Consider the following 24,710-nt stretch of genomic DNA (forward strand, 5'->3'; position numbering starts at 1 on the left):
CGATCGTGGGTTGGGTGGTTTTCGCCCAACAAGCCCTTTTTAATAAAGTGTGTAACTCCTGTTTATGCTGTTGAACAACGCATACCCGCTTATTTTATGCCCAAATTATGGTACCATAGCCCAATTTGAGATCATGAGGCACAGATCTAGCGAGCAAAAATGTTACCTAAAGAAATCGCTGAATTACTGCAAAATTTAAATTCAGGCAAGGCGAACATCAGCCAGGCCAGTCTGAATAAAAAATTCATCCAGTATTTAAGTTCAAAAAAAGATTACGATGAAACGCTTCTCAAAAACGTCATTAAACAGCTGGATACAGGTTGCTGTGCAGGGTATACCGCACTGTGGGGTTATTCTCATTGCCTGACCAACCTGCCTGTGCGCAAAACTGGCGATAATGTGCCTATCCCCCGGAATGACATTTTCTATTTCTATGATCTCTTAAGCGCTTTGTCCTTATGGGATGGCGAGTCTCCATTGGATGAAAAACTGGATAAGGAATTAGAGTATTTCCTGGGGAGCCTGCTTTTTTTCCAACAACTCAATGAATTCCTGCGCGTTGGCCATGGCAATTTGAGTGCTTTAGAGGATACGCGACGGGGCAAACAGTCCTTTCAGGAAGAATATTCCATTGCGGCCATGTTTGATACAGGGCAATTGGAAAAACTGCTCCAAAATTACGCAGTATTTCCTGAAAATAAATTCATCGATATTACTCACAGCGTGCTTACGGATAACAGTTATACTCGTTATCATGCTTTAGGATTAATGAGGCGCGGCAATCGTTATTATTTGTACAATTCAAACAGCTCCAAAGGCGAGAAGGAATTTACCTCCATTCCTGCGCTGGTGAATTACCTCTTTCAGGTCTCTGCCGGTTCTGTTCCATGCCAATTCCTGCCTTTTGGTTTTAAAATCTTTGATATTCCCTCCGATAAGGTGCACGAGTACCCTCCCCAATACGACGTATTAGACAAGCTCAACAGTGGTATCGAACGCGAAAATGGCTGGGACGGCTTGGCGATGGCCGCGTGGATAGGCTGTGAAAAGTCCACCCAGTATTTTCTCGAAAAAGGGGCTAAGCCTTATTTTACCAATCTTTGGAACACAACCCCGATTACTATCGCAGCTCGAGGCGGGCATGCCCGCGTGGTGAAACTGCTCGTAGACAGCACACCTGTTGATGAATTATTTAAACTTTTCTGGTCGGCCATTCGCTTGGGGCACACTGAAATTGTTAAAATTTTGCTTGACCTTTCGCCCATTAAAAATTACCTCAATGTATCACGGCGTGGCATTACCCCCTTGATTTCTGCAATCAAGCATGATCACATGGAGATCGTCGCCCTTTTATTAGAGGCCGGGGCTGACGCCACCGGAAACCCCTTAATGCATGCCGCTGAAAAGGGAAATTGTCAGGTTTGCGCGCTGTTATTGGAAAAAGGAATTTTCATGACAGGTTATTCGTCCGGAGGGATAGGCCCACTGGAAAAAGCGGCTCAACAGGGTCATGGGCAACTGGTTGATTTATTCATTAGCAAAGGGTATCAACCCTCATTCCAAGCAGTACAATTTGCCATATTTGGCGGGCACTTTAAATTAGCCGATGCGTTACGCAGTAAGTTAAAAAAGCAGGAAGGCCCCCTTCCGCCTGCCTCTGGTGAAAAAGAAAATCCAAAAGCTGAAATTTCGGATGTAACCTGCACAGACGACTATGAAGCCTACACCGCGATGAAGCAAAAACAACGGTTTCATTCCGCTGCCCAGCCCCCTGAAAAGCCCAGACCGCCTTCTTTGCCCGTGTCAAAACCTCAGCCTTCTGGACATCAGGATGACGCACAGCTTGAAGAAATAAAAAAAATAAGAGCAGAAAAAAACCGGCAGTTTAAAGAAGATAAATTCATGACCTCCGTGCGAAAGTCCGCCCCGCTCTTTTTAGATTTATTGGTTAAAATTCCTCAAAACAAGCGCTCTACTCATTGTTTTTTTGGCGGAAAAAAAACCAAAACGGACGCCCAGTTTTTTCACTTGCAAATAAAGAAAATAAAAAAAGAGTTTAACAATAACAAATTGAACGCCGATGACGCATTATGGCGTGCCTTCACCTTAGCTCATTTTGTGAGTTCAGAGCCCTCTCAAACGCAATTTAATAACCAGTTCAATCAAGCTGTACAACAAGCGTTCGCCAACCATTCATCGCTGGACTATCCCCCCGAGACGATTAAAAAGGATATTTTTCAGATTGTGACAAAAAACAGAAAAATAAGTCAGGAGCAGGTTTTATGGATCAAGGCGATGTATACGCATCAACGTCAGAAGCAATGGTTCTCGCGTCAAAGCGCCGCCTCCGGGGACATTTTAAATGCCACTGACCATTTAACGGATGAACAACGCTATCAGAAGCTTAGCCACTATTTTTTTAATGATGAAAATCAACATCGCCGTCTTCACAAGGTTTTAGAAACAGTATTCCTCGACACTCTTGCTCAACCCAAATAATTCTTAACTATTGACTGATTTGGCGGAATATTTTTTCTTACTCATTCTCAATCATTGGCGAAGTTCTTTGTATCGGTAGTTAAAACTGTATTGTAGTTATTGTCGGAAATTAGGTTTTTATTCAAAAGCCATTCGGCCGTTATAACCAATTTCACTTTTTAAGCGGAACAGTCATCCTGTGATGAATTGTTATCAGAAACTTAGTCAATAAACAACATAATCCTCAACTGCCCAATAGCTCTCCATTTATAGCAGGGGCCATACAGGGCCTACTGGTTATGACTCGCAGCAAGGAAGCTCGCCAAGTTAAGTAAAAACCAGATAGGGGTTTTCATCATAGGATTTACCATTTTTATCGAGGTATTCTTTGTGCATTTGTTTGGCCACGGTGTTTGCCTTTTTACAGGTCTCAGCCATTTTCGCTGCATCGCCTCGATTCAAATAATGCCCTATCAGCGCTCCAACTTCTCGCGGCAATCCGGGGTTGTCCTCTGCAGGTAATAAACTGGTTTCCGAGGCGGCGTAAGGTCGCCACATCATCAGCATCCCGCTGGCTGCTCCAAGCGAATAGGCCTTTTCTTCTTTGGAGTGATAACGTGCGTCATTATTGCGCCAGCGAGTCAACCGATTACACAGCAGGATGTCGCTTTGATTTAATTTCATAATTCTTTATCTCTCAATAGGCCGATTCGCTTATGTATTTGTCCATCAGCCTATGCCACACTTTTAAACATACCGTTTTAGCACAAACAGTCAGGAATAGTATGGCCGATATTATTAGCCTTAAGAAAAAAAGAAAAGGCAAAATTAGCTCTCAGAAAGAAAAAAAGCCAGTGAAAACCGCATTAAATTTGGCAGAACCAAAGCAGAAAAGAAGCTGGACACACTTGAAAAAGACAAGCATGAACGCCAACTGGATGGTCATAAGCTGGAAAAGGAATGACGTCTGCCTTATTCCACTGAATACTCAAACGTCATGCCCCAAACCCAGAATGCTGATTAGGCTTAGACCTCCATACTCAGTCTGGGCTGTGTATTTTCCTGTTCCTTAGAAGGTGTGGGTAAGGATGAGAATGCAGCGGTATCTGGAACTGCCGCGGAAGTCTCTGGACATGAAAAAAAGGACAACTTCCATTGGCTCGACTTGACTAACGCACTCTTGGTAATGCATCGCTGCGTAGGCGAAGCAACTATTCCTTCCGGTTTTTTAGCATCGATTAAGATGGTTTCATTGTCCATCAATAAGGACTGAATCGTTGCTAAAAAAGCCTCACGTTGCTCAGGTTGATACATCCACTCGCCAATATTGCTGACATAGACCGTATCAATGCGCATGGCATTATTAATCAGCAGATTTTGAACGGATTTAAACACGTTATCGGCACAAATGCTTTCGGTAATGACAGCGATTTTATCGGTCATTGCCAATGTGCGAATGTGCTTATAACGCTCGGTCGTGTAAAGCCAGCTTGTTTCACGAAGCCTTTCCAAATCGACTTCTTCAAGTACAGTGAAATGCTCAGGATAAGGCGGTTCATCACTGACATTCAGACAAAATTTGATGCTTTTGGGCTTTATTTTTCCCAATACCGAGGAGCGTGATGTATCCCTGGTGCCGCCATAATGGTACTTTTTAACAAATGCAGTCATTTTTTCAATGAAGGCGTCTTTGTCCTCACATTGTCTCACGTATTTTAAAGCGGTGGCTAAGAACAAGGTGTTTTCAGGATTAATATCACAGATTAACCCTCTGGACGATAAACGTTGAGCCATGATGTCAAAATTATGCCAGCCTGAAAAACCAATATGTACCCCTCCTTCGACTCGAGGGAATAAATCCAAAGTCTTGGCAGTCTGTACAACACCACTTTCATTGGTGTTGATGTATACTCCGCTTTGATTGGGAAAAGGATATAAAATCGCGTGGTTTTCAAATTGACGAAGCCGTTTTGAAAAGGGATCTTCCTTTATTCCTTTGATGGGTTTGCGGGGAACCGGTACATATTCTACCGACGATGGTTCAGGTTTCGATTCTGTTTTAAAGTTTTGCATGACGTACAACATTTATTCGACATGCGCTACATTATAAGGACGAATTATTAAGAAAAGATTAATCAGCGTGTGAAGAGTGCCCAACTGATCTATCACAAAACGTTCAGGCATTAACCCCTGTTAACGGTCCCACTGCCGATAGCGGCAGTGGGACTAAACGCGGGCAATGGTTTAAGCGTTCGGAGGTTGGGGAATACTCTTCAATTGCGCTTTCACTAACTTCGTGATCTCATCCAGCATGTACTCGCAGGCGTCCTGATTGTTCGGGTACTGTTTGTAGATGGTGTTGGTTAAAAACGCCGACAGCGCCTGGGCCACCAATTGACGGCTGCGTAACGGATTAGGCAATTGCTCTACCGATTTCTGCAGGGCTGACAACAGGTTTTGTCCGACAAAATTCATCGCTTTGGTATACTCTTCGGCCGTTAAGGCATCGTTTTGAGTCGCGTTCATGCTCCGTCCTTTCAATCAGTAAGGCACGCGATTATAGAGTGTCTCTCCACGGAGTGCAATGCTGAGAGCCGGTGTAAAACCATGAACAAGAAAGGCAACTCGGAAGATTGCCTTTTTAACGGATTAAGAATAGCGATGGGGTTATTTTGAAGAGCGCGGAGAGGCGCTATCGCCAGGCAATTCAAACCTCGCTACGTTGCTCTGGCTTTTTTCCAGCGTTTTACCCAGTGGATTAAAAAACCGATTACTACGACCACAGAGCATTGTCCACTCCTCGGCTTCTTTGGCTGTCACCATGACGCCGGGGTGCAATTCTCGTGCATTGGCCTTTTCCGTTTCTATCCTCATTTTTTCCTGGTATAAGAAAGGCCTTAATTCAATAAGCAATCGAATAACCATGTCTGCCGTTTTCTTTTCCCTGTAATCCTGCTGCAGATAAATGTCATTTTGATTATCTACCAGTGGGTTTCCGTGCTCAAGGTAATTTCGAAATGCTCTTAAATCAGCGTAGCTGTTTGCTATCAAAGGACAAAGGGCCATTTTTTTGTAGGTCTTGAGGGTTTCCAGGTGTTGTAGAATTTGGCCAATGTTGTATTCCAGCGCATCATTCAATTTGGAGTTGCTCACCAGGCGACTGGACAGAGTCTTGCTTCCCTGCTGATAGCATTTCTGCCATTCATCGGTTGTGTTGAAGGGTGACGGAGCCATCCAAAACCCTTCTTGTATGAGAAATTCTTCAATATCAGACAGAGATTCAATGGCGGCCTCGATGCGTTTTAAAGGATTGAGCTGATGTTCTTTTTTTACTGGCTCAAGTAAGTATTTTGCCAATTTTCGGATGCCGTCCAACCCTTGAAATTTAGCCTCTCTCTCCACCTCTCGTTTTTCACAGGCCTCTTTTTCGTCCAACCTTTTCTGTTCTCTTTCAGCGAGCGTTAAGGAAGGTTTGGCGATGGTTCTGTCCAACAGGCTGCTTAATTCCTTGTATTTTTCTCCCATTTCCTTGCGTGGCAGGCATTGTAAAATCATTCCCTTCTGCTTTTTAGAGACCACTCCAGCCTGGCCTGCAAAAATGGTTAGGCAGAGTTCAATCATATCAGGTGGCGCTTTGAATTTTTCCAAATAAAGGATAAACTCTTTTTCACTCGCTGACATGACGTGTCGTGGAGGGACGGCTTGATCTTTCAAATCAGCCTCCTGCTTACCCGTGTTATTGTTGTTGCTGGCATCACTTCCTTTCTGGGAACTCGCGGCCTCCTGTTTTAACAGCTTTTGCCAGAAAAACTCAGGATCATGATTGTATGTCCCAAGGCTTTGTTCGCGTAACCAGATAAGATGATTTAATTTTTTTCCAAGTTCTTCCAGATCATTGACAAAAACCTGCTGCAACCACACATTATTATTTAAAAATTGACCGATTCGGTATTTTAAATCTTTTTCATCCTGATGCGTAAGCGCATCGCGTATGACAATAAACGCTCGCCAATCCGTGCCTGGATCAAGATCAATTAAAAATCTGGAAAAATTCTTACCGGTGATTAACTCACCCAGGCTCTGAAGACGACGCAGAGCAGCATGCAATTCTACCTTTTTAGCCGTATCAAAGTTGGGATTTAAGTTAAGCAAGTTGATATGTGGCGCTCCAGGATCCGACCATACCGGTATTTTCATACGGGCAGTACTGTCTTGACTCAGGTTCAACAACCTGATTAAGGTGTGAATGTCATTGATGTAAGTAATCAGGCATTTACTGACCGCCAATTCCGGTTTCGAAACAATAACCTGCTTATCAGGTGAGACCAACCTCATGTAGATCATGTGAAAAAAATTCTTTAGCGAAGGAAGATCCTTTTCAATAATGGTCAACACAGCACGAGGAATGATCAGTTGTAGATCACCTGCCTCAGCGATTAAAGCGAACGCGCTGTCAACCAATTGCTTTGATTTTTCCTGACCCAACTCGTCTATTGTTTTCCTGTTAAACAGGACGCTCGCCACCTTCTGCATCGAGGGCTCAATCATAATCCCACCCAAATGCTCAAATATAAGCCAGTTTAAAGACGATGTTTCGAGCACTTTATCAAATTGTCTTTTCACATCAGGAGACAATTGTTGAATCACGGCACACATTTTTGATATCAGGACGCGGTTTTGGCTATCTCGAGCATCTTTGATTGTCTGCACTGCCAAATCCGAAAGTTTTTTGGGCATTTTTTTAAAGCGAGAGTGAATGTCCTTGTATTTCAACAGGAAATCAATCAGCTTAAGGAGGTAGTCGATGCGTTTTAAATCGCTTGTGTCGTGACCAATGACTTCTTTCCTTAGATACTCAGAGTCATGTAAAAATTCAGGATGATAGTGTTGCTCAAATGAAGCAATGGCTTTGCGTTGTTTCCTGGCCATGATACGATCGGCTTCCTCATCCACTGCACCACCTGAGGTGAGTTCGTAATAAAGGTTGATATTGCCATTATCCGCAGCCAATCGTAATGCACTCCGCCCATGCTGTTTCAGGCTCAGGTCAATGCCAAGATCATGGCGATGGAATAACAGTATTTTTATCAGTCTCAAGCCTTCATAATCGTCCATGCCGCAATGCATACACACCAGATAAAATGCTTTTTCAAACTGATGATTGGATAGGTGCGTTTCAATCGATTTGCCCTCTTTTAATTTATTAAAATCGATTTGTTTAATTTCCCGAACCACGTCTTCAAACATTGCTTTACCCGGTAGAACGATAATTACAGCCTGCATTGTATTGGCGCAACATTAAGGAAAAATTAATTTGAGCATCAATAACTCAATCTTCATTACTTTTGACTACGCCATCGCTTAAGACTCCCATAAGATTTAATTTGTACAATATACGCACATTGAATTCATTTTGACTTAAATCATGCCCTTTAGTATCGATCTGAAAACCGTGCAACAGACCAAGCAATGGACTTTTAGGCAAACCGAAGAAGCCCTGCATCTACAAACCCTTCTCGAACATGGTGACCGCAAAGGCTATATCCAACGTTTGCGTGAACTTAATGACACACACAAATTCACTCGCACACAAGGGAAAATATATGAATTGTTTGATGAAGGGGAAATGATTCAGGTCCCCATCAAGTTTCAAGTTAAAAAATCAGTCATTACCTGGTCATTTATTGCCCCTTTCGATAGGACTCACCAGTCATTCCGCGATGAGGTTTTCAATACAGCCGCCAAAGCGCATGCCTGCGTTGCCAATTCCTGTGAAACGTATTACCGGGGTACAGACCACCTCCATTTAAAAGAAATGCACAGTTACGCTGAGGAAGCGTTTTTCAACCACAACCACTACCGTACAGCCAATGGTGGTCCTATTACCCCGGTTGAAGTGTATGAACATTTATTTGGTTTTTACGCGCAGCAGGAAGGCAGAAAATTTATACCGACCACAGGGGAGAGGGATAATATTATTTTAACCTTTGCCGTGTATTGGGCTAATTTTAATGCGGATATTCGCTATGTCGCGTTTTCCTTTCTTCCTCACGAAGGAGGACGCGCACAGGTGCTGCATCAATTAAAAGAAATTGCACGGATTGGTCGCTTAACGCCCGATCAGGCTGAAAAGGAAATTGACACCTTTTTTGACTCTGAGCATGGTAAAAACATGCTGCACCTTACCAGGAATCACGATTTTCCAAATGTCGAAGAAATCAAGACGTTCATCAAATCCAATTACCGCAAACTGTATAATAAATACGCGCCAGCAATTGAATTGGAAATTGCGTCCAATACGTCGATGGAGTCGTATGCAATAGCATCCACGCCGACTTCGACACCCAGCAGCAGCCGATCAAGTCCCAGGGATGAATACTTAGCCGGCCCCGATCAGGCCTTTGATGAAATTGACCACCTGGAGTACGAAACTTTTGCTCGCGATTTAACCAAGCACTGCCAAAGCGTCAGGAAAGAACTCCTGCAGGATTTAGACCTGGTCGATTTTCGCAAGGGACTTATGCTTTATTATGCGCTGTGTACTGCCCAAAAATGCGCCTTAGCCTACCCGAATGACAAGGGCGTACGATTCCACAAGGATTTTTTAACCAACGAATTCATTCAGCACATGCTGAATGAGTTGCCCTGCCTGAAGCCGGGTGTGTCCTCTCTTCCGGAAGTGGATTCATTGAATAAACTGGTTACCTGGATCAAAGAGGCGCCACCTGAGCTTGAAGCGTGGATTAATTGGGTTCGTGTAAACGGCTCACGCGGTCTGGGTGCAGAAATAGGGGGGGTTCGCTCAAAAACTGGTCAAGTGGATCTCAGTCAGGCCATTCCCAAGGAAGATCGAAAAGCGTCTGATAATGTGGCAGAGATTGACTTTGAAAAAGTTGACTTACGAGAAGTTTTCTACCCTCGCTCCCATTCATCCAAGGACGAAACGGAGGATAATCCAATTGACAACCACGCCGAAGGATTGATTAGTCAGCTCAATCGATATCTTCAGGACCTGGTGAAACAACGGTTAGTGTCTTCCTCGCAACCGATAGAGCCCTTTAAAGCCAAAGTTCAGATTATCGAGTTGGCTTTGTCGGTGCTCAAAGGCAAGGAAGATGTCAATAAATTGCTCATCCTGTCCGCTTCCCAAGAAGAATGGCAGGCGTCTCATCCTGGGTTCACAAGCAAACTGGAAAGTCTCATTGATGAAGTGATACGCTTTAAGTCGCCGACACCGCGGGATGAGTTGGTTGTGCACACAGGACTCTAGCCTTGTCATGGTAGTATCCCTTCGTTTTTTTTGCTAAAGTAGCGCAAATTTAAATCATTGTGTGAATTATGCCGAAACATGAAGGGAAAACCCACGAAAAAAAAGTAGCCTCGACTGGCGCCGCCGGCAGCAATCCGTCAGAGCCTGAAAAACAAGAAGGCGATGTCTATTCAAAAAAATCGCAATGGCTTGTTTTGGGTAACGGCAGCTATAACCGGGTATGGCGATCAGCGATGCCAGATCAATCGGGGTTTTATCGCGTCCTTAAATACCCCCTGCCGTCTAGCGACTCCTGTGTTACCGCTTTAAGCCATAATCAGAGGGGTGTAAGGCTCTGGAATGAAATTAATTCGCCATCCCGGACCGGCCTGCCTGAAGCCATAACCAGCCAGTCAGGCTGGATAGCCCCCTTCATTGCCGATACACGCCCCGCCACGGATGAAGAGACAGCCAATAAAGTGGTGGAATTGTATAAGGATACCCGACGCATTGTGCTGGATGCGGCAACGCGCGGCAATGTGTTGACCCGTCTGGATTCAGGAGAGGTCATTGTGGTTGATGTGGACTTAGCGCTGAATCTGCGCACTTCCACGGCCAGCCTGAACTTTGCCAAGACGCTTCATGAGCGTTTTCAAAGTTACTGGAATGATCCCGATTTGAACAAAAGCATGCCAAACACATTAGAGATTACACGAAACCTGGTTTTTCTTGAAGAGCAGTTATCGAGTACGGACATTGATACGTTGGCTTCCGAAAATCATCTCACCCTGGATAACCTTAAGTCATTAAGCTGGTTAAGACGACATGAGAAGCCGCTAACGCAAGAATTGTTCCTTAAGCTGTCGGTGCTTCGCCAGGCTGACATTGAAATTAGCGACATCCTGTTTGAAAGCCTGACCAGCAACAATGAAGAAAAGCTAAAAGAACAACCAAAAGTAAAGCAATCAAGTGTGTATCCCTTTTTCATGCCCGCCAACCAGGCCGCTCACGTCAACAAGGCATGTAACCCGGAGACCAAACTGGCTTGCTAGTCCATAATGCCTTAGTAACCTCACCGAGCGGGCAATGCTGACCGATCATGCAAGGCACTATAAAAATAAAGGCCATTGTTATACGATATTTTATTAGACTCTGCGTAATGAATTACTTATAATTGTGACGTTTATTTGTTCTTAGAATTCAAATAGATGGATTCATGTTTTATTTATCAGCAGTTAAGCGACCTAAAGGAAAGGATACGAAATGGGATATTCAGACACAGAATCATCAGACCAAGAGCAAGAAATCAGGTTTCTTCCATCTTCCGCTTCTTATCCGTTAACGGATCTTCATCGACATCGCATTCATCCGCCAACACGGGCTCTCCCAACGCGAGTCGCAAAAGCAGAGAAATTAACCGGGCAACTCTTCGATGCCATAGCCAATGGCATTACAAGTTATAACAATAAAGAAGAACGGAAAGGCATTGATAATGGCTATTTGACTTTGTTTCGGCATGGTTCGTATGGAGTAAAAATGGCGGACAACCTAAAAAAAAGTCTTGCCCAAAAATCATACAGTCAAATGCTTAACCTGCTGGACGACTTTTTTAATTCATCGGGTACTCACTACAACAACCATTCGCTTGCTCCTTACTTATTGGACAAACTCAGTGAATTTTCGAAAACACTGGACTCCGCTTACCAGCCTGAAACAGGCAGCATGGCATGGCCTGCCATTCTAATGCACCTTAAAAAGTACGAGAAAGAGCAAACAAACGAGTGCCTCGGCGATGAGATAAAATCCACTCTCTAAGGGGAAGCACATGTCGAGTCTGAAAAACAAAATTATTCTGATTACGGGTGCCTCCAGCGGCATTGGCGAAGCCTGCGCCCGGCTGTTTGCCTCACAAGGGGCACAATTGATTCTGACAGCCCGCCGAGTAGACAGGCTTAAAGCCCTGGCAGCGCAATTACAAAGCAAGTATGGCCATGCGCATTATGTTCAGGGTCTGGATGTCAGCGATTCCCTCGCTGTCAAAACCTTTGTGGAATCCTTGCCCATGCCCTGGCAAGGCATTGATGTATTACTCAATAATGCAGGACTTGCCTTAGGCAGCGATCCGGTTCAGGAAGGCCTCATTGACAATTGGGAAACCATGATTGATACCAATGTCAAAGGGCTTCTTTACATGACTCGTCATGTTCTGCCCGGGATGTTGAAACGGCAGCAAGGGCATATTGTGAATATTGGCTCCATTGCAGGCCAGGAGATCTATCCCAACGGCAATGTGTATTGTGCAAGCAAACATGCGGTCAGAGCCCTGTCCAAATCCATACGCCTTGACTTGATTGGAAGCCCCATTCGAGTCAGTGAAATTGCGCCCGGTGCGGTTGAAACGGAATTCAGTCTTGTACGCTGGCAAGATGCCGAACGAGCGAAAACCTTTTATCAGGACTTTACCCCGCTTGCTGCGAAAGACATTGCGGATGCCGTTTTTTATTGTATTTCCGCGCCGCCACACGTCAACATTGCCGAAATCACCATCCTGCCCACCGACCAGCGATCAGCCAACCACATTCATCGCAGGAAATAATACCCTCTCACAATGCAGGCCTCTCTGCCTTAACAATTTACTCCGCTTCCATTCTGAAGGCGATGACTTTGGGATGCCCTAAGAGCGAGGGAATCAGGCAAGCATGGGGTAACATTTTTTTTACAGTGGTCTATAGTTATTACATGCTTCTCCTGTTGTCCGTTGTATCTACATGGGCCCAAAAGAAAAACATCCATTGAACCAGACCTTTGAGGCCAGCAAAAGCGCATTCGTTTATGTGGGTCTCTTCAGTCTTGTGATCAATATCCTCATGCTCACCACCCCTCTCTACATGATGCAGGTTTTTGACCGGGTACTCGCAAGCTACAGTTACGATACCCTAATCTATCTAACCTTGATTGCGGTATTGGCTCTTCTGATTTTAAGCCTGCTGGACGCCGTCAGAACCTACATTATTATCCATGTCAGTGTCTGGTTTGAAAGGAAGTTGTCACCCCCCGCCTTAGCGCTAAGTCCTGACCAAATTCTTCTCGGCAATACCTACCCCGAACATGCCCTGCGTGATATCGCCACAGTCAAGCAGTTTATTGGTGGCTCAGCCGTTTTTACCTTTTTTGATTCGCCCTGGGTTCCCGTCTACCTTATTGTTATCTTTATGCTCGATCCTGTTCTGGGCTGGATCTCCACGATCGGGGCTATTGTTCTTTTTTTGTGTGCGCTGCTCAATGAATTGTGCACCCGCAAACTGTTGCGCGATGCCAGTGAGATGGCCATCAGCACACAACAGGAAATGGCAGCCAGTTTACGCAATGCCGAAGCCATTCAGGCCATGGGCATGCTGCCTGCCTTAATCAGCGCATGGCACAAGAACAATGAAACAATTCTCGATTTTCAGATTAAGTCCAGCAAAATTTCCGGCAATATTCTTGCATTGAGCAAATTTATACGCGCTTCCCTGCAAATTTTTATTTTGGGGGTCGGCGCTTACCTGGTTTTGACCAATCGCATCACCTCCGGAATGATGATTGCCGGCTCCATTTTAATGTCGCGCGCCTTAGCGCCTGTCGAGCAGGCCATTAGCGCCTGGAAACAGTACCAGAGTGCCAAGCATGCCATTGACAGGCTTAAACCGCATCTGGCTTTTAAGTCACACCGTCTAAGCGGCATTCAATTACCTGCACCAAAAGGCAATTTGTCAGTGGAAAATCTCTACTACATGCCTCCTGCCCTTCAGAAATTTGTGATCAACGGCATCAATCTCCACATTAAACCCGGGGAAATGGCGGCTCTCATTGGCCCCTCAGCTGCAGGAAAATCAACGCTTGCCCGTCTGATTGCCGGGGTTTTAAAGCCCAATAACGGCAGTGTAAGACTGGATACCGCCGACGTGTATCAATGGGAAAGAACCGACTTCGGCCGCTACGTGGGTTACCTGCCGCAGGACATTGAATTATTTAATGGTAGCGTGAAAGAAAATATCGCCCGCATGGGAACAATCAATGATGCCGCAGTCATTAAAGCGGCAAAACAGGCGGGCTGCCATGAGCTCATTCTCAGACTGCCTCAAGGTTATGATACGGTGATTCACCGCAACAGCTTTGGTTTATCTGGAGGTCAACGTCAACGCATTGCCTTAGCCAGGGCATTGTATGGGGATCCGCAGCTTGTGATTCTTGATGAGCCCAATTCCAATTTGGACAGCGACGGCGAGCTGGCGCTTCTTAATGCCCTGCAGGAATTGAAACGTCGTCAGGCCACCGTGATCCTCATCGCCCATCGTCCCCACGTCATTCATTTTGTTGATACCCTTATTGTCCTTAATGAAGGCAAAATTCAGTTCTCAGGTCCTCGCGATCAAATACTGAATAAGCTTAAAGAATTAGCCGCCGCTCAGGCTGACACACAATCTCAGTCCAAGGGGAATTAATGGACGCCAGGCTATTACCTCAAACACCGGAAAAACCTGTCATAAGTAACGTGATTAAAGCAGGGATTTCGATTCTTTTGTTTTTTATTGGCGGGTTTCTTTTATGGTCTTTACTGTTCCATCTTGATGCCGCTGCCGTAGCGCAGGGCAAGCTGGTGGTAGAATATGAACGCAAAACGATCCAGCATATGGAAGGCGGTATCATTAAAACCATTTACATCAATGAAGGCTCGGTAGTTAAAGCCAACACGCCCCTCATTCAATTGGACGATACACAGGCTAAAGCCACACTGGATTTATTGCAGGGGCAACTCTATGAAAATTTAGCCGCGGAGGCGCGCATTTTTGCCGAGCTCAATAATGAAAAGCAAGTCCATTATCCCGCGCAATTACAGCAGTTGACTCACGATCCTAAAGTAAAAAAAATCCTTGAAGGTCAAGACAAATTATTTATCGCCCGTAACAAAAGTTATGAAGGACAGAGCAAAATTTTAAATGAGCGCATTGAGGAATACAAAAAGGAAATCAGCAGCCTTGATGCTCAGGTGATTGCCAATAACGAACAGCTCAAATTGATTGAGGAGGAAATCAAGGCCGTACAATACCTGGAGGAGCGGAAGTTAATTGATAAACCGCGGTTGCTGGCGCTTAAACGGGAAGCCGCACGCCTAACCGGTGATCGCGGAGAACACCTGGGTTTAATTGCCAAAGCCCATCAGGGCATAGGCGAAATTCAGTCACAGCTGTTTACCATGATTGAAACCCGGCGCAAGGATTTACTGGAAGAACTTCGCGAAGTGCAACAAAAACTCGCCGACCTGACAGAAAAATGCAAGGCCGCTGAGGATGTCCTTAAACGTACATTGATTACCGCACCGCAATCAGGCACAGTCATTGGCCTTAAAAAACACACAACGGGCGGTGTCATTACCCCGGGACAAGACATCCTCGACATTATTCCGTCGGGAGATCAACTCATTGTTGAAGCTCAGATTGAACCACTGGACATTAATTCAGTCAAACCGGGCTTGACGGCTAAAGTCAGGCTTGTCGCTTTTAAACAGAGGAACACCCCTCTGGTTGAGGGTATCGTGACCCAGGTTTCCCCCGATGTGTTTGAAGATCAGGCAACTAAAAAACAGTTTTACAAAGCCCGAATCGTCCTTAACAAAGAGGAACTTAACAAACTGAAACACGTTTCTCTCTACCCTGGCATGCCGGTTCAAGTGATGATTATTATCGAAAAACGGACCGCATTTAATTATTTCATTACCCCGCTGCACGACAGTTTTGAGCGTGCCTTCCACGAAGAATGATGATGGGAGCAGCAATTGCAAAAACCACACCGGCATTCATTTTTGCAATGATCTTGATTAAAATTTATACAATACTATACTTTAATTTGTCTTAGTTGTAGAGGTGTAGCCATGACGATTATAACGGGCACTAATGGTGCTGATGTTATTGAGGGTGGCGCAGCAAATGACTTACTGCTAGGTGGTAATGGTAATGATACACTAAACGGCGGTTCCGGGAGTGATCTGCTCGACGGTGGTAATGGCAATGATCTGCTTGATGGAGGAAGTGGTTCGGATATTTTATCCGGGGGGAACGGCAACGATACTCTCCTCGGTGGTGCCGGGAATGATTTGCTCGATGGGGGCAATGGCAACGACACGTTAAATGGCGGAGACGGCACTGACATTCTTAACGGCGGCAACGGCAATGACATACTGGATGGTGGTGCCGGCTCTGATCTTCTCAGTGGTGGGAACGGTAACGATACCTTTACTTACCACGTTGAAAACAATCTCAATGCACTGGATGTCTACATTGGCGGTAATGGCAATGACACCCTCATTATCGAGGGTACTTCCGATTTTTTTGCGCGGGCGGATGTTCAACAGGCACTGGCCGCATTTCAGGCCGCGTGTGATAACCTGCTGTTTAATTTTGCCACGTACGTGGAGGGTTGGAATTTAATTGTCAACACCATAGAGAATGTCATACTTAAAGTTGTTGCACCCCTGAATGTCGCACCCGTTGCCAATGGGGATCTGGTCAACGCGGTAGAGGACACGCCTCTGGCTATCCCTGTCGCCAATCTGCTGGGCAACGATACCGATGGCAATAACGATGCATTAACGGTTCAGTCTGTTGGCAATGCTGCCCATGGTACTGTGATGCTTAACGATGGCGTCATTACTTACACGCCCAACAGCAATTACAATGGCTCTGACAGTTTCACTTACACCATCAGCGATGGACGGGGTGGCATCAGTCAGGCCACCGTCACTGTCACTGTTGCTGCCGTGAATGATGCGCCCACAGGTGAAGTTGTCATTGCTGGCGACGCCATTGAAAATCAAACGCTCACAGCCGACGCCACTGCCATCGATGACATCGACGGGCTTGGTGCTGTCACTTACCAGTGGAAGGCGGATGGCGAAACAATTGATGGCGCTACCGGTAGTACCTATACACTCACTGACGCAGACGTTGGTAAAGTGATAACAGTCGCTGTAAGTTATACTGACGGCGGCGGAACCCAGGAAACCGTGGTTTCAGCAGCGACTGATCCCGTGCTCTCAGACAATGTCGCGCCAGTCGCCATCGATGATGTGATTGATGGCAATGAAGACACCCCGTTGGTGCTTGCCGCGGGTGTATTACTGGCCAATGACACCGACGCTAATAATGACGCCCTGACCATCCAGTCAGTTGGCAATGCCACGAATGGTACAGTCACTCTGGATAACAATGGCAACATCGTGTTTACACCGGCAGCCAATTACAATGGCCCTGCCAGTTTTACTTACGTTGTAGCGGATGGTGATGGCGCAACCAGTGAAGCAGTGGTTCACATCAATGTAGCTGCTGTCAATGATGCACCCACAGGCGATGTGACCATTCAAGGCACCCCGCAGGAGGGGCAAGTTCTTACCGCCAATGCCAATCTGACGGATGTGGAAGGCCTTGGTGCCTTTAACTACCAGTGGTTTGCCAATGGTAACGTCATTTCGGGGGCCAATGGCAGTACTTACACGTTAACCGAGGGGGATATCGGTAAAACGATCACCGCGACAGTCAGTTACACAGATGGAGCAGGCACTCAGGAAACCGTGCAATCGCAAGCGACCGGTCCTGTGGCTTCTCTTTTTGATGTGGATACCGATACCGCCACCGCTGTGAGACTGGAGAATGATCAGGTTTTTGTTAATGATGTTCTTCAAACCGGGGTTGACAGTATTCGCACCAGCGATTTTGACGATGTTCTGGTGGTTAAAGACGTCATCAATGGCCTGGTCGTCAATTTGGCTGGCGAAGTAAATGCCGACGCCATCGATTTACGTGGCATTACAGGTGTAACCTATACTGCCAGTACCGATGTGATCAGCAAAGACACCGACAGCATGACGGTTCATGATGTGGAGAATTTCCTCATTGGCGACCGCGGCAATAGCTTCGTGATTGACCAGGGCGGCAACTACACGTTCCTGTTTGATCAATCCATTCCAAGCTCGATTACCGGAACCAATCCTCAACCGTCGACAACTATCCAGATGATTGAAGGCACCGGCGCCACCAATGTGGGTTTGTTTGTCTACAACTCCGCAGGGCTTCCGGCGACAGCCAATGATATCCAGAAAATTAATCTGCAGATGCAGTTTAATAATGCTGGACCCAACATTGATAACGTCGCGACACTGGATTTCCAAAACGGTGCTTATGCGTTCAATGCTACAGCCATTGAGTATGGGTTAATTGCGGCCTTGATTGCGCTTGCTGCAATTGCCGCCTTGCAAAACTTGGGCATTCCTCAATCCACCTTCTCGCAACAATCCTTTGGTGATGTTAAATTGTCATTAACCAGCAGCGGTCTTGATACCACACAGGACTCTGTCACCGCCAAACTGACAGGCCTGCGTGAAGTGGTTGTCCCGGTAGGCAATGACGCAAATTTTAAACCCTGGACAATCATCTCCAATGACAGCGGTTTGAAAGGCGTGGTCGACTTGACCCAGTTAGTCAGTATCAATGAAAACAGCAGCAATCCTCCCCACTTACAAGTGAATTGGGATGCGTCTGTGGACAGTGATCTGCCTGCTGTGCTGATTAGCGAACAAGGCTTCCTCACGTCCAACGAGCATGCCTTTTATAAATTTCAACACTACAAGTTGGGTCAAGGAAGCGATACCTTGAACGTGACTGCATTGGATACCAATCCCAATGCCCTCGTTGAAATGGGTGAAAAAGCGGATGGCAGCGATCTGGATACGCTGAATCTGTTCAGGATTGGCGATCTGTTTAACCCGGTTGTCGCCGCCACTTATAACGGCACGACAGGCTTGTTGCAGATGGGCGCCAATCAAATGCATGTGACAGGTGTCGAAAAAATTATTGGGACCTCGCTGGCTGATACTATCACAGGCGATAGCGGCAATAACATTATCGATGGCGGCGCAGGCAATGATACTCTGGCTGGCGGTGCAGGCAGCGATACGTTTGTTTATACCCCACTAGCCTCCGGCAATGACACCATCAGTGATTTCAATCTGATTGAGGATGCATTACAACTCACTGGGGTGACCATTCAGAGTATTAATTACTTCGGTCCCAACACCATCATTAATTTAAGCAATAGTGGCGTTGTTACGCTGCTTGGGACTGTCGCCACCCAGGAGGACTTGATAGGATAAATCCCCTTCTCTCTCCGAACTACCCTGCCTGCAGGGTAGTTTTTTTATTATTCACTTATGGCATACACTACTGGCTTTGTTTAACCACCTGCTGCTGCACTTGGGAAATCTGTTGCTGCAGACTGGTTTGTATCTGCTTCATTTGATTCTGCGTTTGGGCATTGACGGTTTGAATCTGAGCCTGCAATTGCGTCTGGACCTGTTTGATTTGTGCCTGCAACTGGGTGTTTAAAGCCGCCAGTTGCTGCTGCTGTTGAGCTTGCAATTGCTTTAACTGGTTTTGAATTTCCGTGTTTAACTGTTGAACCTGATTATTGTCTGTGGCGTCAGCAGCATACACGCTGTGGGTAAGGACAATGCCACCCACAACAGCGAGAATAGTTTTCATGATCAATTCCTTTTTAAATGATTCCTTTTCACTTTACCGAATAACAGCGCCCTTGCAAAGACTAAGACAAATGGAACAATCGCCGGGTAAAGGCTGTACGTAAGTAAAAACCGCGGGGCAGCGTCAGAATTTTATTGCCCTCACCGTCAAATCCATAACACAATGAACGGGTGTTGGCCGCTTTGGGACGGACCTGCAGGTAATGACCGAAGGTTGCATCAATCTCTTCCAGCCGGCCTGTGGCAATCATGGTGGTCAACTCATGCCAATCCGAGGCGAGTATGGCTTCTTCTTCAGTATCAGGCGACCACAGTAGCGCACGCCCAATCCGTCGTTGCTCAAAAGGAATACGATTATCCCCTTCAAGCGGTATCCACAAGACGCGTTTTAATTTCTCATAACATTGGGAGTTAAGCCATTGCTGCTGATGAATGGTCATTAACGGAATGCTGGTGACAAACGTGGATTCTGCGGGCGTACGTTGATGGTTTATCGGGATGGTTTTGAGTTCTATGCCAAGGTTTTTAAAATCAGGTACCGGTTGACAACCGGCCGTGGTACCTAATGCCTGCTCAATGGCCATGCCCGCCCATCCCTTACGCCGTGCGGCCTGTTCAGGGATGGTCAGGGATAATTCCGCCGCAAGCTGGGCAAAATTCAACCCCTCAATGGTTTCGCAGCGTTGCAGTAATTCAGTTTCGCTGGCCGGGCTGCTATTTAATGAATAAGGCCTCATGCTCACCTTCTTTAATCTCCACGCTGATCGGCGGAATCGGCGGTTTAATGCCGGCAGCCTTGAATTGCGCGGCAATGGCAAACAGGACTTTGGAACGAATTTCAAAACGGGTATGCAGCTGCACATTAATAAAATAACGCACTTCAAATTCGATTAAAGCCTCATCAATTTGTTTCAGGAAAGCCTGGGCTGGCGGATCGGCGACAATTTCCGGAATAATGGCCAACACATCCAGTATCAATTGCTGAATCATGACCGGATCATCCGCACGACTGACCTTGATGGGAGTAACGGTGCGCACAATGCCGTCCTGGTGTGTCCAATTGGTGAAGGGTTTATTGAACGTTTCGGCATTGGGAATCAACACTTCCATGTTGTCCCAGGAGGACACCCGCATGGAGCGTATGCCGATGTGAGCCACCCGGCCTTCATAATTGCCCAGGGTAATGAGATCGCCTTCACGCACTGGGCGTTCAATCAACAGCATTAACCCTCCCACCACATTACTGGCAAAATCACGCAAGCCAAACCCCATCCCTACCGCGAGACCGCCGATGACCATGGACATGCCGCTAAAATCAAAGCCCAACGCCCGCAAGGTGACAAACCCGCCGATGAGAATGACAGCGTATTGAGTAAATACCGACAGGCTGTTACGGATACCGGGATCACGGGCATCGCGATACAGCCAGCGGTAACTGAATTCACGAGTCCATTTCGCAGCCCACATGAATACCGAAAGCAGGATTAAAAAATTCAGGATGCTGAATGCGGTGATGTGTATCCCGGCCATGTTGATCAAGGGGTAATGGCCAAATTGAACCAGTTTAACCATTACCAGCGAATCCGAATGCCAGCCAAACAGTTGAAACACGACATAGATTGAAGCAGCCAGCAATCCAACGCGCAATACTTTATCCAGCGGCTTAAGCCAGACTTCAATCCAAAGCCAGCCATTGGTCATGGTGGAAATCATCCATTCCGACAACAGCTCCATGGCATCAAACAATAATCCGCGCATCAGGACATAAGCCGACAACAACAGCAGCAACTGCATCTGGTAGCGACTCAAAGTCCAGGCGAGATTGATGTAACCCACCATCCCGATCACAGCGATAGCCAGCAGAGTCAGGGGAATAAGAATGACAAGCAGCATCACCGCGTGCCGGAAATAGCGTTTCTTGCTTTTCAGAACAGGATGAAGCAAATGAGTAATGATATGACGGTTTTTCCAGGACAGAATAGAAACCGCCACTAAAAACAGCATGAACAGTCGATTGAAAATATCCTGCAACAGCGTCGTCAAAGGCAGCAGATAACTAATCACCATGAGGGCCGTTGTCCACCCGCCGGCCAAGAGCAGCCACTTTAAGCGGTGATAAAGCCGCACATCTGTTCCCGAGGAGTCAGTTACCCGCTCTAACAACACAAGCCTTGCAATCTGAATCAAGGTGCTGAATGCAAGTCCGACTAAACTTAATTGCATCAGCATTTGGTAGTTTGCAAAGGGAATGTGGTTGAAATAAAACAGGCAAAGGAAAGCGCCGGTAACCCCTAACAAAGGCAGGTTGCGATTAAACAGTGTCAAGGTGCCTTCATACAAATGCCCCGTTAATCGTGACCGTTCCTTGTCGCGGCTGCGTTGCTTCAACAAGCGGTACAGCACAGTGGTGGTGACGGTAATAAAAATTAAAGCCATCCACAGCAACACCATCGGTAAAGTATCCAGCCACTGGTAATTATCCCTGATTTTGAGGGTAAGGATCTTCAAGTAACCATAGACCTGACTGGGAATCTTACTGATTTGGCTTAAAATGTCTGGCCAGCTGTCAAGACGGTATTCGGATAAGCTTTGCCTCACCGACAATTGCTTTTTTAATTCCTCTTGATGATTGTCCAGGTCCTCCTGCAGCGTTTGTTCCTGAATACCAATGCTGGCGATGCGATCATTGATGATGCCAGTTAAGGCAGTAAAACTTTTTTGAAGGGCCTTTTCACCAACATGGCTTTGTTCATTTTTTACCATGGTGCGCATTTTTCGCAGCGATTGCTCCATATCCGAAAGCTGGGTCATGGTCGTTTTATAGGTTTCGGCCACAGACTGTAGCGTGCGGATATCGGGATTTTTTTTAAGCAGAAATTCCGCCTTGGCCAATTTCCGCTGCAGATGGAGCTCCGCCATTTTATACTGAGTCAAATTGATCAGCTGGTTATTTAACAAGAGGCGGGCTTCCAGGGCATAGTTATTACGGAATTCCCCTTCACTTTTAATCTGCTGCTGCAGATCAATGCTCTTGTCATACAGTCTGAGCAGGTTGTCATTTAAACGTGTTTCCCTGGCATGAAGCGCATCCAGCTTGGCACGCAACTGCTCTTTTGATTTCCACAGGAAAAGCGCCTGCTGGCGGCTTAACAACAGTTGCTGATAGCGCTTGGCCAACTCGATGTTGTCATTGAGCAGGCTGATGGTTTTTTTATTGATGTCGTTTAATGTGTTGATTTTTTCTATTTTTTGCTGAGCGTCCATGGGGCTCAGTTCGGCCCCGGGAAATTGCTGCAACTGCTTTAGGCGCTGAGTAAAATCGTCCTGCAGTTTCGTCTGATTGACGAGGAAATTCTCATAGCTCGCTATTTTGGCTTTATTCAATGCGATGAGCGCATCATTCTGCTCGATTAATTGTTTGTATTCGGTTTCATTGGATGGGTTGGAAGGCAGCCGGGACTCATTCAAGACCAGGGTGAGGTTATTTTTTTCCTGAGCCAGGTACTCGATTAATTGCCCGCTATTCCCCTCAGGTTTGGCTAAAAGAGGGGCGCTTACAGCGAAGCACACCACACTGATTAACGCGTAAAACCGGTTTTTCCAGGAGGAAAAACCGGTTCTGACCATTCTATTTCTGCACATTGGGAGCGAGTCGTATGCCTAAATCACCAAGCTGTGCCGTACTGACACCGGTTGGTGCATTGGTTAATAAACACGATGCCGATTGCGTTTTAGGGAAAGCAATCACATCACGGATGGAACTGGAGTACGTAAGCAGCATCGCCAATCGATCCATTCCCAGTGCGATACCGCCATGGGGAGGACAGCCGTATTGCAAGGCATCGAGTAAAAAGCCGAATTTTTCCTGCGCTTCCTGCTCGTCAATGCCCAATAATTCAAACACGGCCTGTTGCAACTGCGGTTGATGAATGCGGATGGATCCCCCGCCAATTTCATACCCGTTAATTACAATATCGTAAGCCTTCGCCAATGTTTTAGTCGGTTGCTGCTTGAGTGATTCAATGTTCAGTTCCTGAGGCGAAGTAAACGGATGGTGCATGGATTGTAATAGCCCTGATTTGGCATCCACTTCAAACATGGGCCAATCTACTACCCAAAGCAAACGCCATCCGTCTTCAACCAGGTGACGATCATGACCCAGTTTGACACGCAAAGCCCCCATGGACTCATTGACGGTCTGTTCCTGGCCCGCTCCAAAGAACAATACATCACCGTTTTGAGCCTCAACACGGTCAAGAATGGCTTGTACACTGTCAGGCTTTAAGAACTTGATAATCGGTGATTGCAAGCCCTCCATCCCCTGACTGCGGTCATTGACCTTGATATAGGCTAAGCCTTTCGCGCCATAAATGCCGACAAATTGACCGTAGCTATCCAGCTCTTTACGGCTTAATTCACAACCATTGGGTAACCGCAAAGCAACCACTCGGCCATCCGAACGGCTTGCCGCCTCGGAAAAGACCTGAAAATCAGAATCCTTCACCAGGTCATCCACATCAACCAGTTCAAGCGGAATACGCAGATCCGGTTTGTCGCTGCCGTAGCGGCGCATCGCCTCAGCGTAGGTCATGCGTGGCAGTTTTTCCGGTAAATCAATCTGCATTAATTCCTTAAAGACCTTTTTCAGCATGCCTTCAATCAGATTCTGAATGGCCTGTTCGTCAATGAAAGCCATCTCGATATCAAGCTGGGTAAATTCAGGTTGCCTGTCGGCGCGCAAGTCCTCATCACGGAAGCAACGGACTATCTGGTAATATTTATCGAAACCCGACATCATCAGCAACTGTTTAAATAACTGCGGCGATTGCGGTAAGGCGTAAAACTGCCCAGGATGCACACGGGATGGAACCAGATAATCACGCGCACCCTCCGGAGTCGCCTTGGTCAACATGGGCGTTTCGATGTCCATGAACTGCTGTTCGTTTAAATAGTCGCGAATGCAGCGCACCATATTGTGGCGCAGGGTTAGATTATGCTGCATGTCGTTTCGTCGCAAATCAAGGTAACGATAACGATAGCGCAGATCTTCGTTCACTGTTTGGTTATCATCCGGCAGGAATGGCGGTGTTTGCGACTGGTTTAAAATCTGCAGCGTCTGACCCAGAATTTCTATTTTACCCGTTGGCATCTTTTCATTGATCATCCCGGACGGTCTGAGGCGTACTTTGCCTTCGATGCGAACCACGTATTCATGACGCAGTTTTTCAGCAATCGTGAAGACATCAGCCAATTCTGGCTCGTACACCACCTGAACCAGGCCTGAGCGATCGCGGATATCGAGGAAGATCACGCCGCCATGGTCACGTCGATTATGCACCCACCCGCAAATACTGACGGATTCGTTAAGTAAAGTTTCATTGACTGATGTGCAATAATGTGATCTCATAAAAC

General features: G+C 46.4%; 16 protein-coding genes and 1 pseudogene. 9 read left to right on the forward strand and 8 right to left on the reverse strand.

What is annotated here, in order from left to right:
- Nucleotides 1-159: 159 nt before the first annotated feature.
- On the forward strand, nucleotides 160-2,499 hold the full coding sequence (locus tag GH742_RS08225) for an ankyrin repeat domain-containing protein (protein WP_203454316.1): 2,340 nt from the start codon (nucleotides 160-162) through the stop codon (nucleotides 2,497-2,499).
- Nucleotides 2,500-2,805: 306 nt separating this feature from the next.
- Here GH742_RS08225 and GH742_RS08230 read toward each other — a convergent pair whose 3' ends face one another.
- Nucleotides 2,806-3,162, reverse strand: a complete 357-nt coding sequence (locus GH742_RS08230) for a hypothetical protein (protein ID WP_203454317.1) — start codon at nucleotides 3,160-3,162, stop codon at nucleotides 2,806-2,808.
- A gap of 101 nt (nucleotides 3,163-3,263) precedes the next feature.
- On the opposite strand from GH742_RS08230, the pseudogene GH742_RS08235 reads away from it, so the two are divergent.
- Nucleotides 3,264-3,442 (forward strand): annotated as a pseudogene (locus tag GH742_RS08235) (DUF4169 family protein).
- 62 nt (nucleotides 3,443-3,504) lie between these two features.
- On the opposite strand, the gene GH742_RS08240 reads toward GH742_RS08235, so the two are convergent.
- The 3 genes from GH742_RS08240 to GH742_RS08250 all read right to left on the reverse strand — a co-directional run bounded on the left by GH742_RS08240 (nucleotide 3,505) and on the right by GH742_RS08250 (nucleotide 7,761).
- Entirely contained in the window at nucleotides 3,505-4,551 is a 1,047-nt protein-coding gene (locus tag GH742_RS08240) for a hypothetical protein (RefSeq protein ID WP_203454318.1), read from the reverse strand.
- A 171-nt stretch (nucleotides 4,552-4,722) separates the two neighbouring features.
- Nucleotides 4,723-5,004, reverse strand: coding sequence for a hypothetical protein (locus GH742_RS08245; protein ID WP_203454319.1), 282 nt, complete (start codon nucleotides 5,002-5,004; stop codon nucleotides 4,723-4,725).
- A gap of 141 nt (nucleotides 5,005-5,145) precedes the next feature.
- Nucleotides 5,146-7,761 (reverse strand): hypothetical protein, encoded by a 2,616-nt coding sequence (locus tag GH742_RS08250; RefSeq protein ID WP_203454320.1) that lies wholly within the window; start codon nucleotides 7,759-7,761, stop codon nucleotides 5,146-5,148.
- Nucleotides 7,762-7,903: 142 nt separating this feature from the next.
- On the opposite strand from GH742_RS08250, the gene GH742_RS08255 reads away from it, so the two are divergent.
- The 7 genes from GH742_RS08255 to GH742_RS08285 all read left to right on the forward strand — a co-directional run bounded on the left by GH742_RS08255 (nucleotide 7,904) and on the right by GH742_RS08285 (nucleotide 18,911).
- Nucleotides 7,904-9,748: a hypothetical protein gene (locus GH742_RS08255; RefSeq protein ID WP_203454321.1), complete on the forward strand. Its 1,845-nt coding sequence runs from the start codon at nucleotides 7,904-7,906 to the stop codon at nucleotides 9,746-9,748.
- 68 nt (nucleotides 9,749-9,816) lie between these two features.
- Entirely contained in the window at nucleotides 9,817-10,779 is a 963-nt protein-coding gene (locus tag GH742_RS08260) for a hypothetical protein (RefSeq protein ID WP_203454322.1), read from the forward strand.
- Between the two features lie 211 nt (nucleotides 10,780-10,990).
- Entirely contained in the window at nucleotides 10,991-11,542 is a 552-nt protein-coding gene (locus tag GH742_RS08265; RefSeq protein ID WP_203454324.1) for a hypothetical protein, read from the forward strand.
- A 10-nt stretch (nucleotides 11,543-11,552) separates the two neighbouring features.
- Nucleotides 11,553-12,323, forward strand: coding sequence for an SDR family oxidoreductase (locus GH742_RS08270; RefSeq protein WP_203454326.1), 771 nt, complete (start codon nucleotides 11,553-11,555; stop codon nucleotides 12,321-12,323).
- A gap of 172 nt (nucleotides 12,324-12,495) precedes the next feature.
- A complete protein-coding gene (locus GH742_RS08275) occupies nucleotides 12,496-14,211 on the forward strand; it encodes a type I secretion system permease/ATPase (RefSeq protein ID WP_203454328.1) in 1,716 nt (571 codons plus the stop codon).
- Nucleotides 14,211-15,527: an HlyD family type I secretion periplasmic adaptor subunit gene (locus tag GH742_RS08280; RefSeq protein ID WP_203454330.1), complete on the forward strand. Its 1,317-nt coding sequence runs from the start codon at nucleotides 14,211-14,213 to the stop codon at nucleotides 15,525-15,527. Before GH742_RS08275 ends, GH742_RS08280 begins: the two co-directional genes overlap by 1 nt.
- A 111-nt stretch (nucleotides 15,528-15,638) precedes the next feature.
- A complete protein-coding gene (locus tag GH742_RS08285) occupies nucleotides 15,639-18,911 on the forward strand; it encodes a cadherin-like domain-containing protein (protein ID WP_203454332.1) in 3,273 nt (1,090 codons plus the stop codon).
- A gap of 67 nt (nucleotides 18,912-18,978) precedes the next feature.
- On the opposite strand, the gene GH742_RS08290 is transcribed toward GH742_RS08285, so the two are convergent.
- Genes GH742_RS08290 through aspS form a run of 4 tightly spaced genes read right to left on the reverse strand, consistent with a single transcriptional unit; the run spans nucleotide 18,979 to nucleotide 24,705 of the window.
- Nucleotides 18,979-19,302 carry a hypothetical protein gene (locus GH742_RS08290; protein WP_370569555.1) on the reverse strand — a complete coding sequence of 108 codons (324 nt, stop codon included), beginning with the start codon at nucleotides 19,300-19,302 and terminating at the stop codon, nucleotides 18,979-18,981.
- 58 nt (nucleotides 19,303-19,360) lie between these two features.
- A complete protein-coding gene (gene mutH / locus GH742_RS08295; protein WP_203454336.1) occupies nucleotides 19,361-20,035 on the reverse strand; it encodes a DNA mismatch repair endonuclease MutH in 675 nt (224 codons plus the stop codon).
- Nucleotides 20,013-22,925 carry a mechanosensitive ion channel domain-containing protein gene (locus GH742_RS08300; RefSeq protein WP_239005183.1) on the reverse strand — a complete coding sequence of 971 codons (2,913 nt, stop codon included), beginning with the start codon at nucleotides 22,923-22,925 and terminating at the stop codon, nucleotides 20,013-20,015. The genes mutH and GH742_RS08300 overlap by 23 nt, the downstream gene beginning before the upstream one ends.
- A gap of 1 nt (nucleotide 22,926) precedes the next feature.
- On the reverse strand, nucleotides 22,927-24,705 hold the full coding sequence (aspS, locus tag GH742_RS08305; protein WP_203454340.1) for an aspartate--tRNA ligase: 1,779 nt from the start codon (nucleotides 24,703-24,705) through the stop codon (nucleotides 22,927-22,929).
- Nucleotides 24,706-24,710: the final 5 nt, after the last annotated feature.

The organism is Legionella sp. MW5194 (assembly GCF_016864235.1).
GTDB lineage: Bacteria > Pseudomonadota > Gammaproteobacteria > Legionellales > Legionellaceae > Legionella_C.

Coding starts and splice junctions, on each gene's coding strand:
- GH742_RS08225 (WP_203454316.1), top strand. CDS start 160: ATGTTACCTAAAGAAATCGCTGAATTACTGCAAAATTTAAATTCAGGC.
- GH742_RS08230 (WP_203454317.1), bottom strand. CDS start 3,162: ATGAAATTAAATCAAAGCGACATCCTGCTGTGTAATCGGTTGACTCGC.
- GH742_RS08240 (WP_203454318.1), bottom strand. CDS start 4,551: ATGCAAAACTTTAAAACAGAATCGAAACCTGAACCATCGTCGGTAGAA.
- GH742_RS08245 (WP_203454319.1), bottom strand. CDS start 5,004: ATGAACGCGACTCAAAACGATGCCTTAACGGCCGAAGAGTATACCAAA.
- GH742_RS08250 (WP_203454320.1), bottom strand. CDS start 7,761: ATGCAGGCTGTAATTATCGTTCTACCGGGTAAAGCAATGTTTGAAGAC.
- GH742_RS08255 (WP_203454321.1), top strand. CDS start 7,904: ATGCCCTTTAGTATCGATCTGAAAACCGTGCAACAGACCAAGCAATGG.
- GH742_RS08260 (WP_203454322.1), top strand. CDS start 9,817: ATGCCGAAACATGAAGGGAAAACCCACGAAAAAAAAGTAGCCTCGACT.
- GH742_RS08265 (WP_203454324.1), top strand. CDS start 10,991: ATGGGATATTCAGACACAGAATCATCAGACCAAGAGCAAGAAATCAGG.
- GH742_RS08270 (WP_203454326.1), top strand. CDS start 11,553: ATGTCGAGTCTGAAAAACAAAATTATTCTGATTACGGGTGCCTCCAGC.
- GH742_RS08275 (WP_203454328.1), top strand. CDS start 12,496: ATGGGCCCAAAAGAAAAACATCCATTGAACCAGACCTTTGAGGCCAGC.
- GH742_RS08280 (WP_203454330.1), top strand. CDS start 14,211: ATGGACGCCAGGCTATTACCTCAAACACCGGAAAAACCTGTCATAAGT.
- GH742_RS08285 (WP_203454332.1), top strand. CDS start 15,639: ATGACGATTATAACGGGCACTAATGGTGCTGATGTTATTGAGGGTGGC.
- mutH (WP_203454336.1), bottom strand. CDS start 20,035: ATGAGGCCTTATTCATTAAATAGCAGCCCGGCCAGCGAAACTGAATTA.
- GH742_RS08300 (WP_239005183.1), bottom strand. CDS start 22,925: ATGGTCAGAACCGGTTTTTCCTCCTGGAAAAACCGGTTTTACGCGTTA.
- aspS (WP_203454340.1), bottom strand. CDS start 24,705: ATGAGATCACATTATTGCACATCAGTCAATGAAACTTTACTTAACGAA.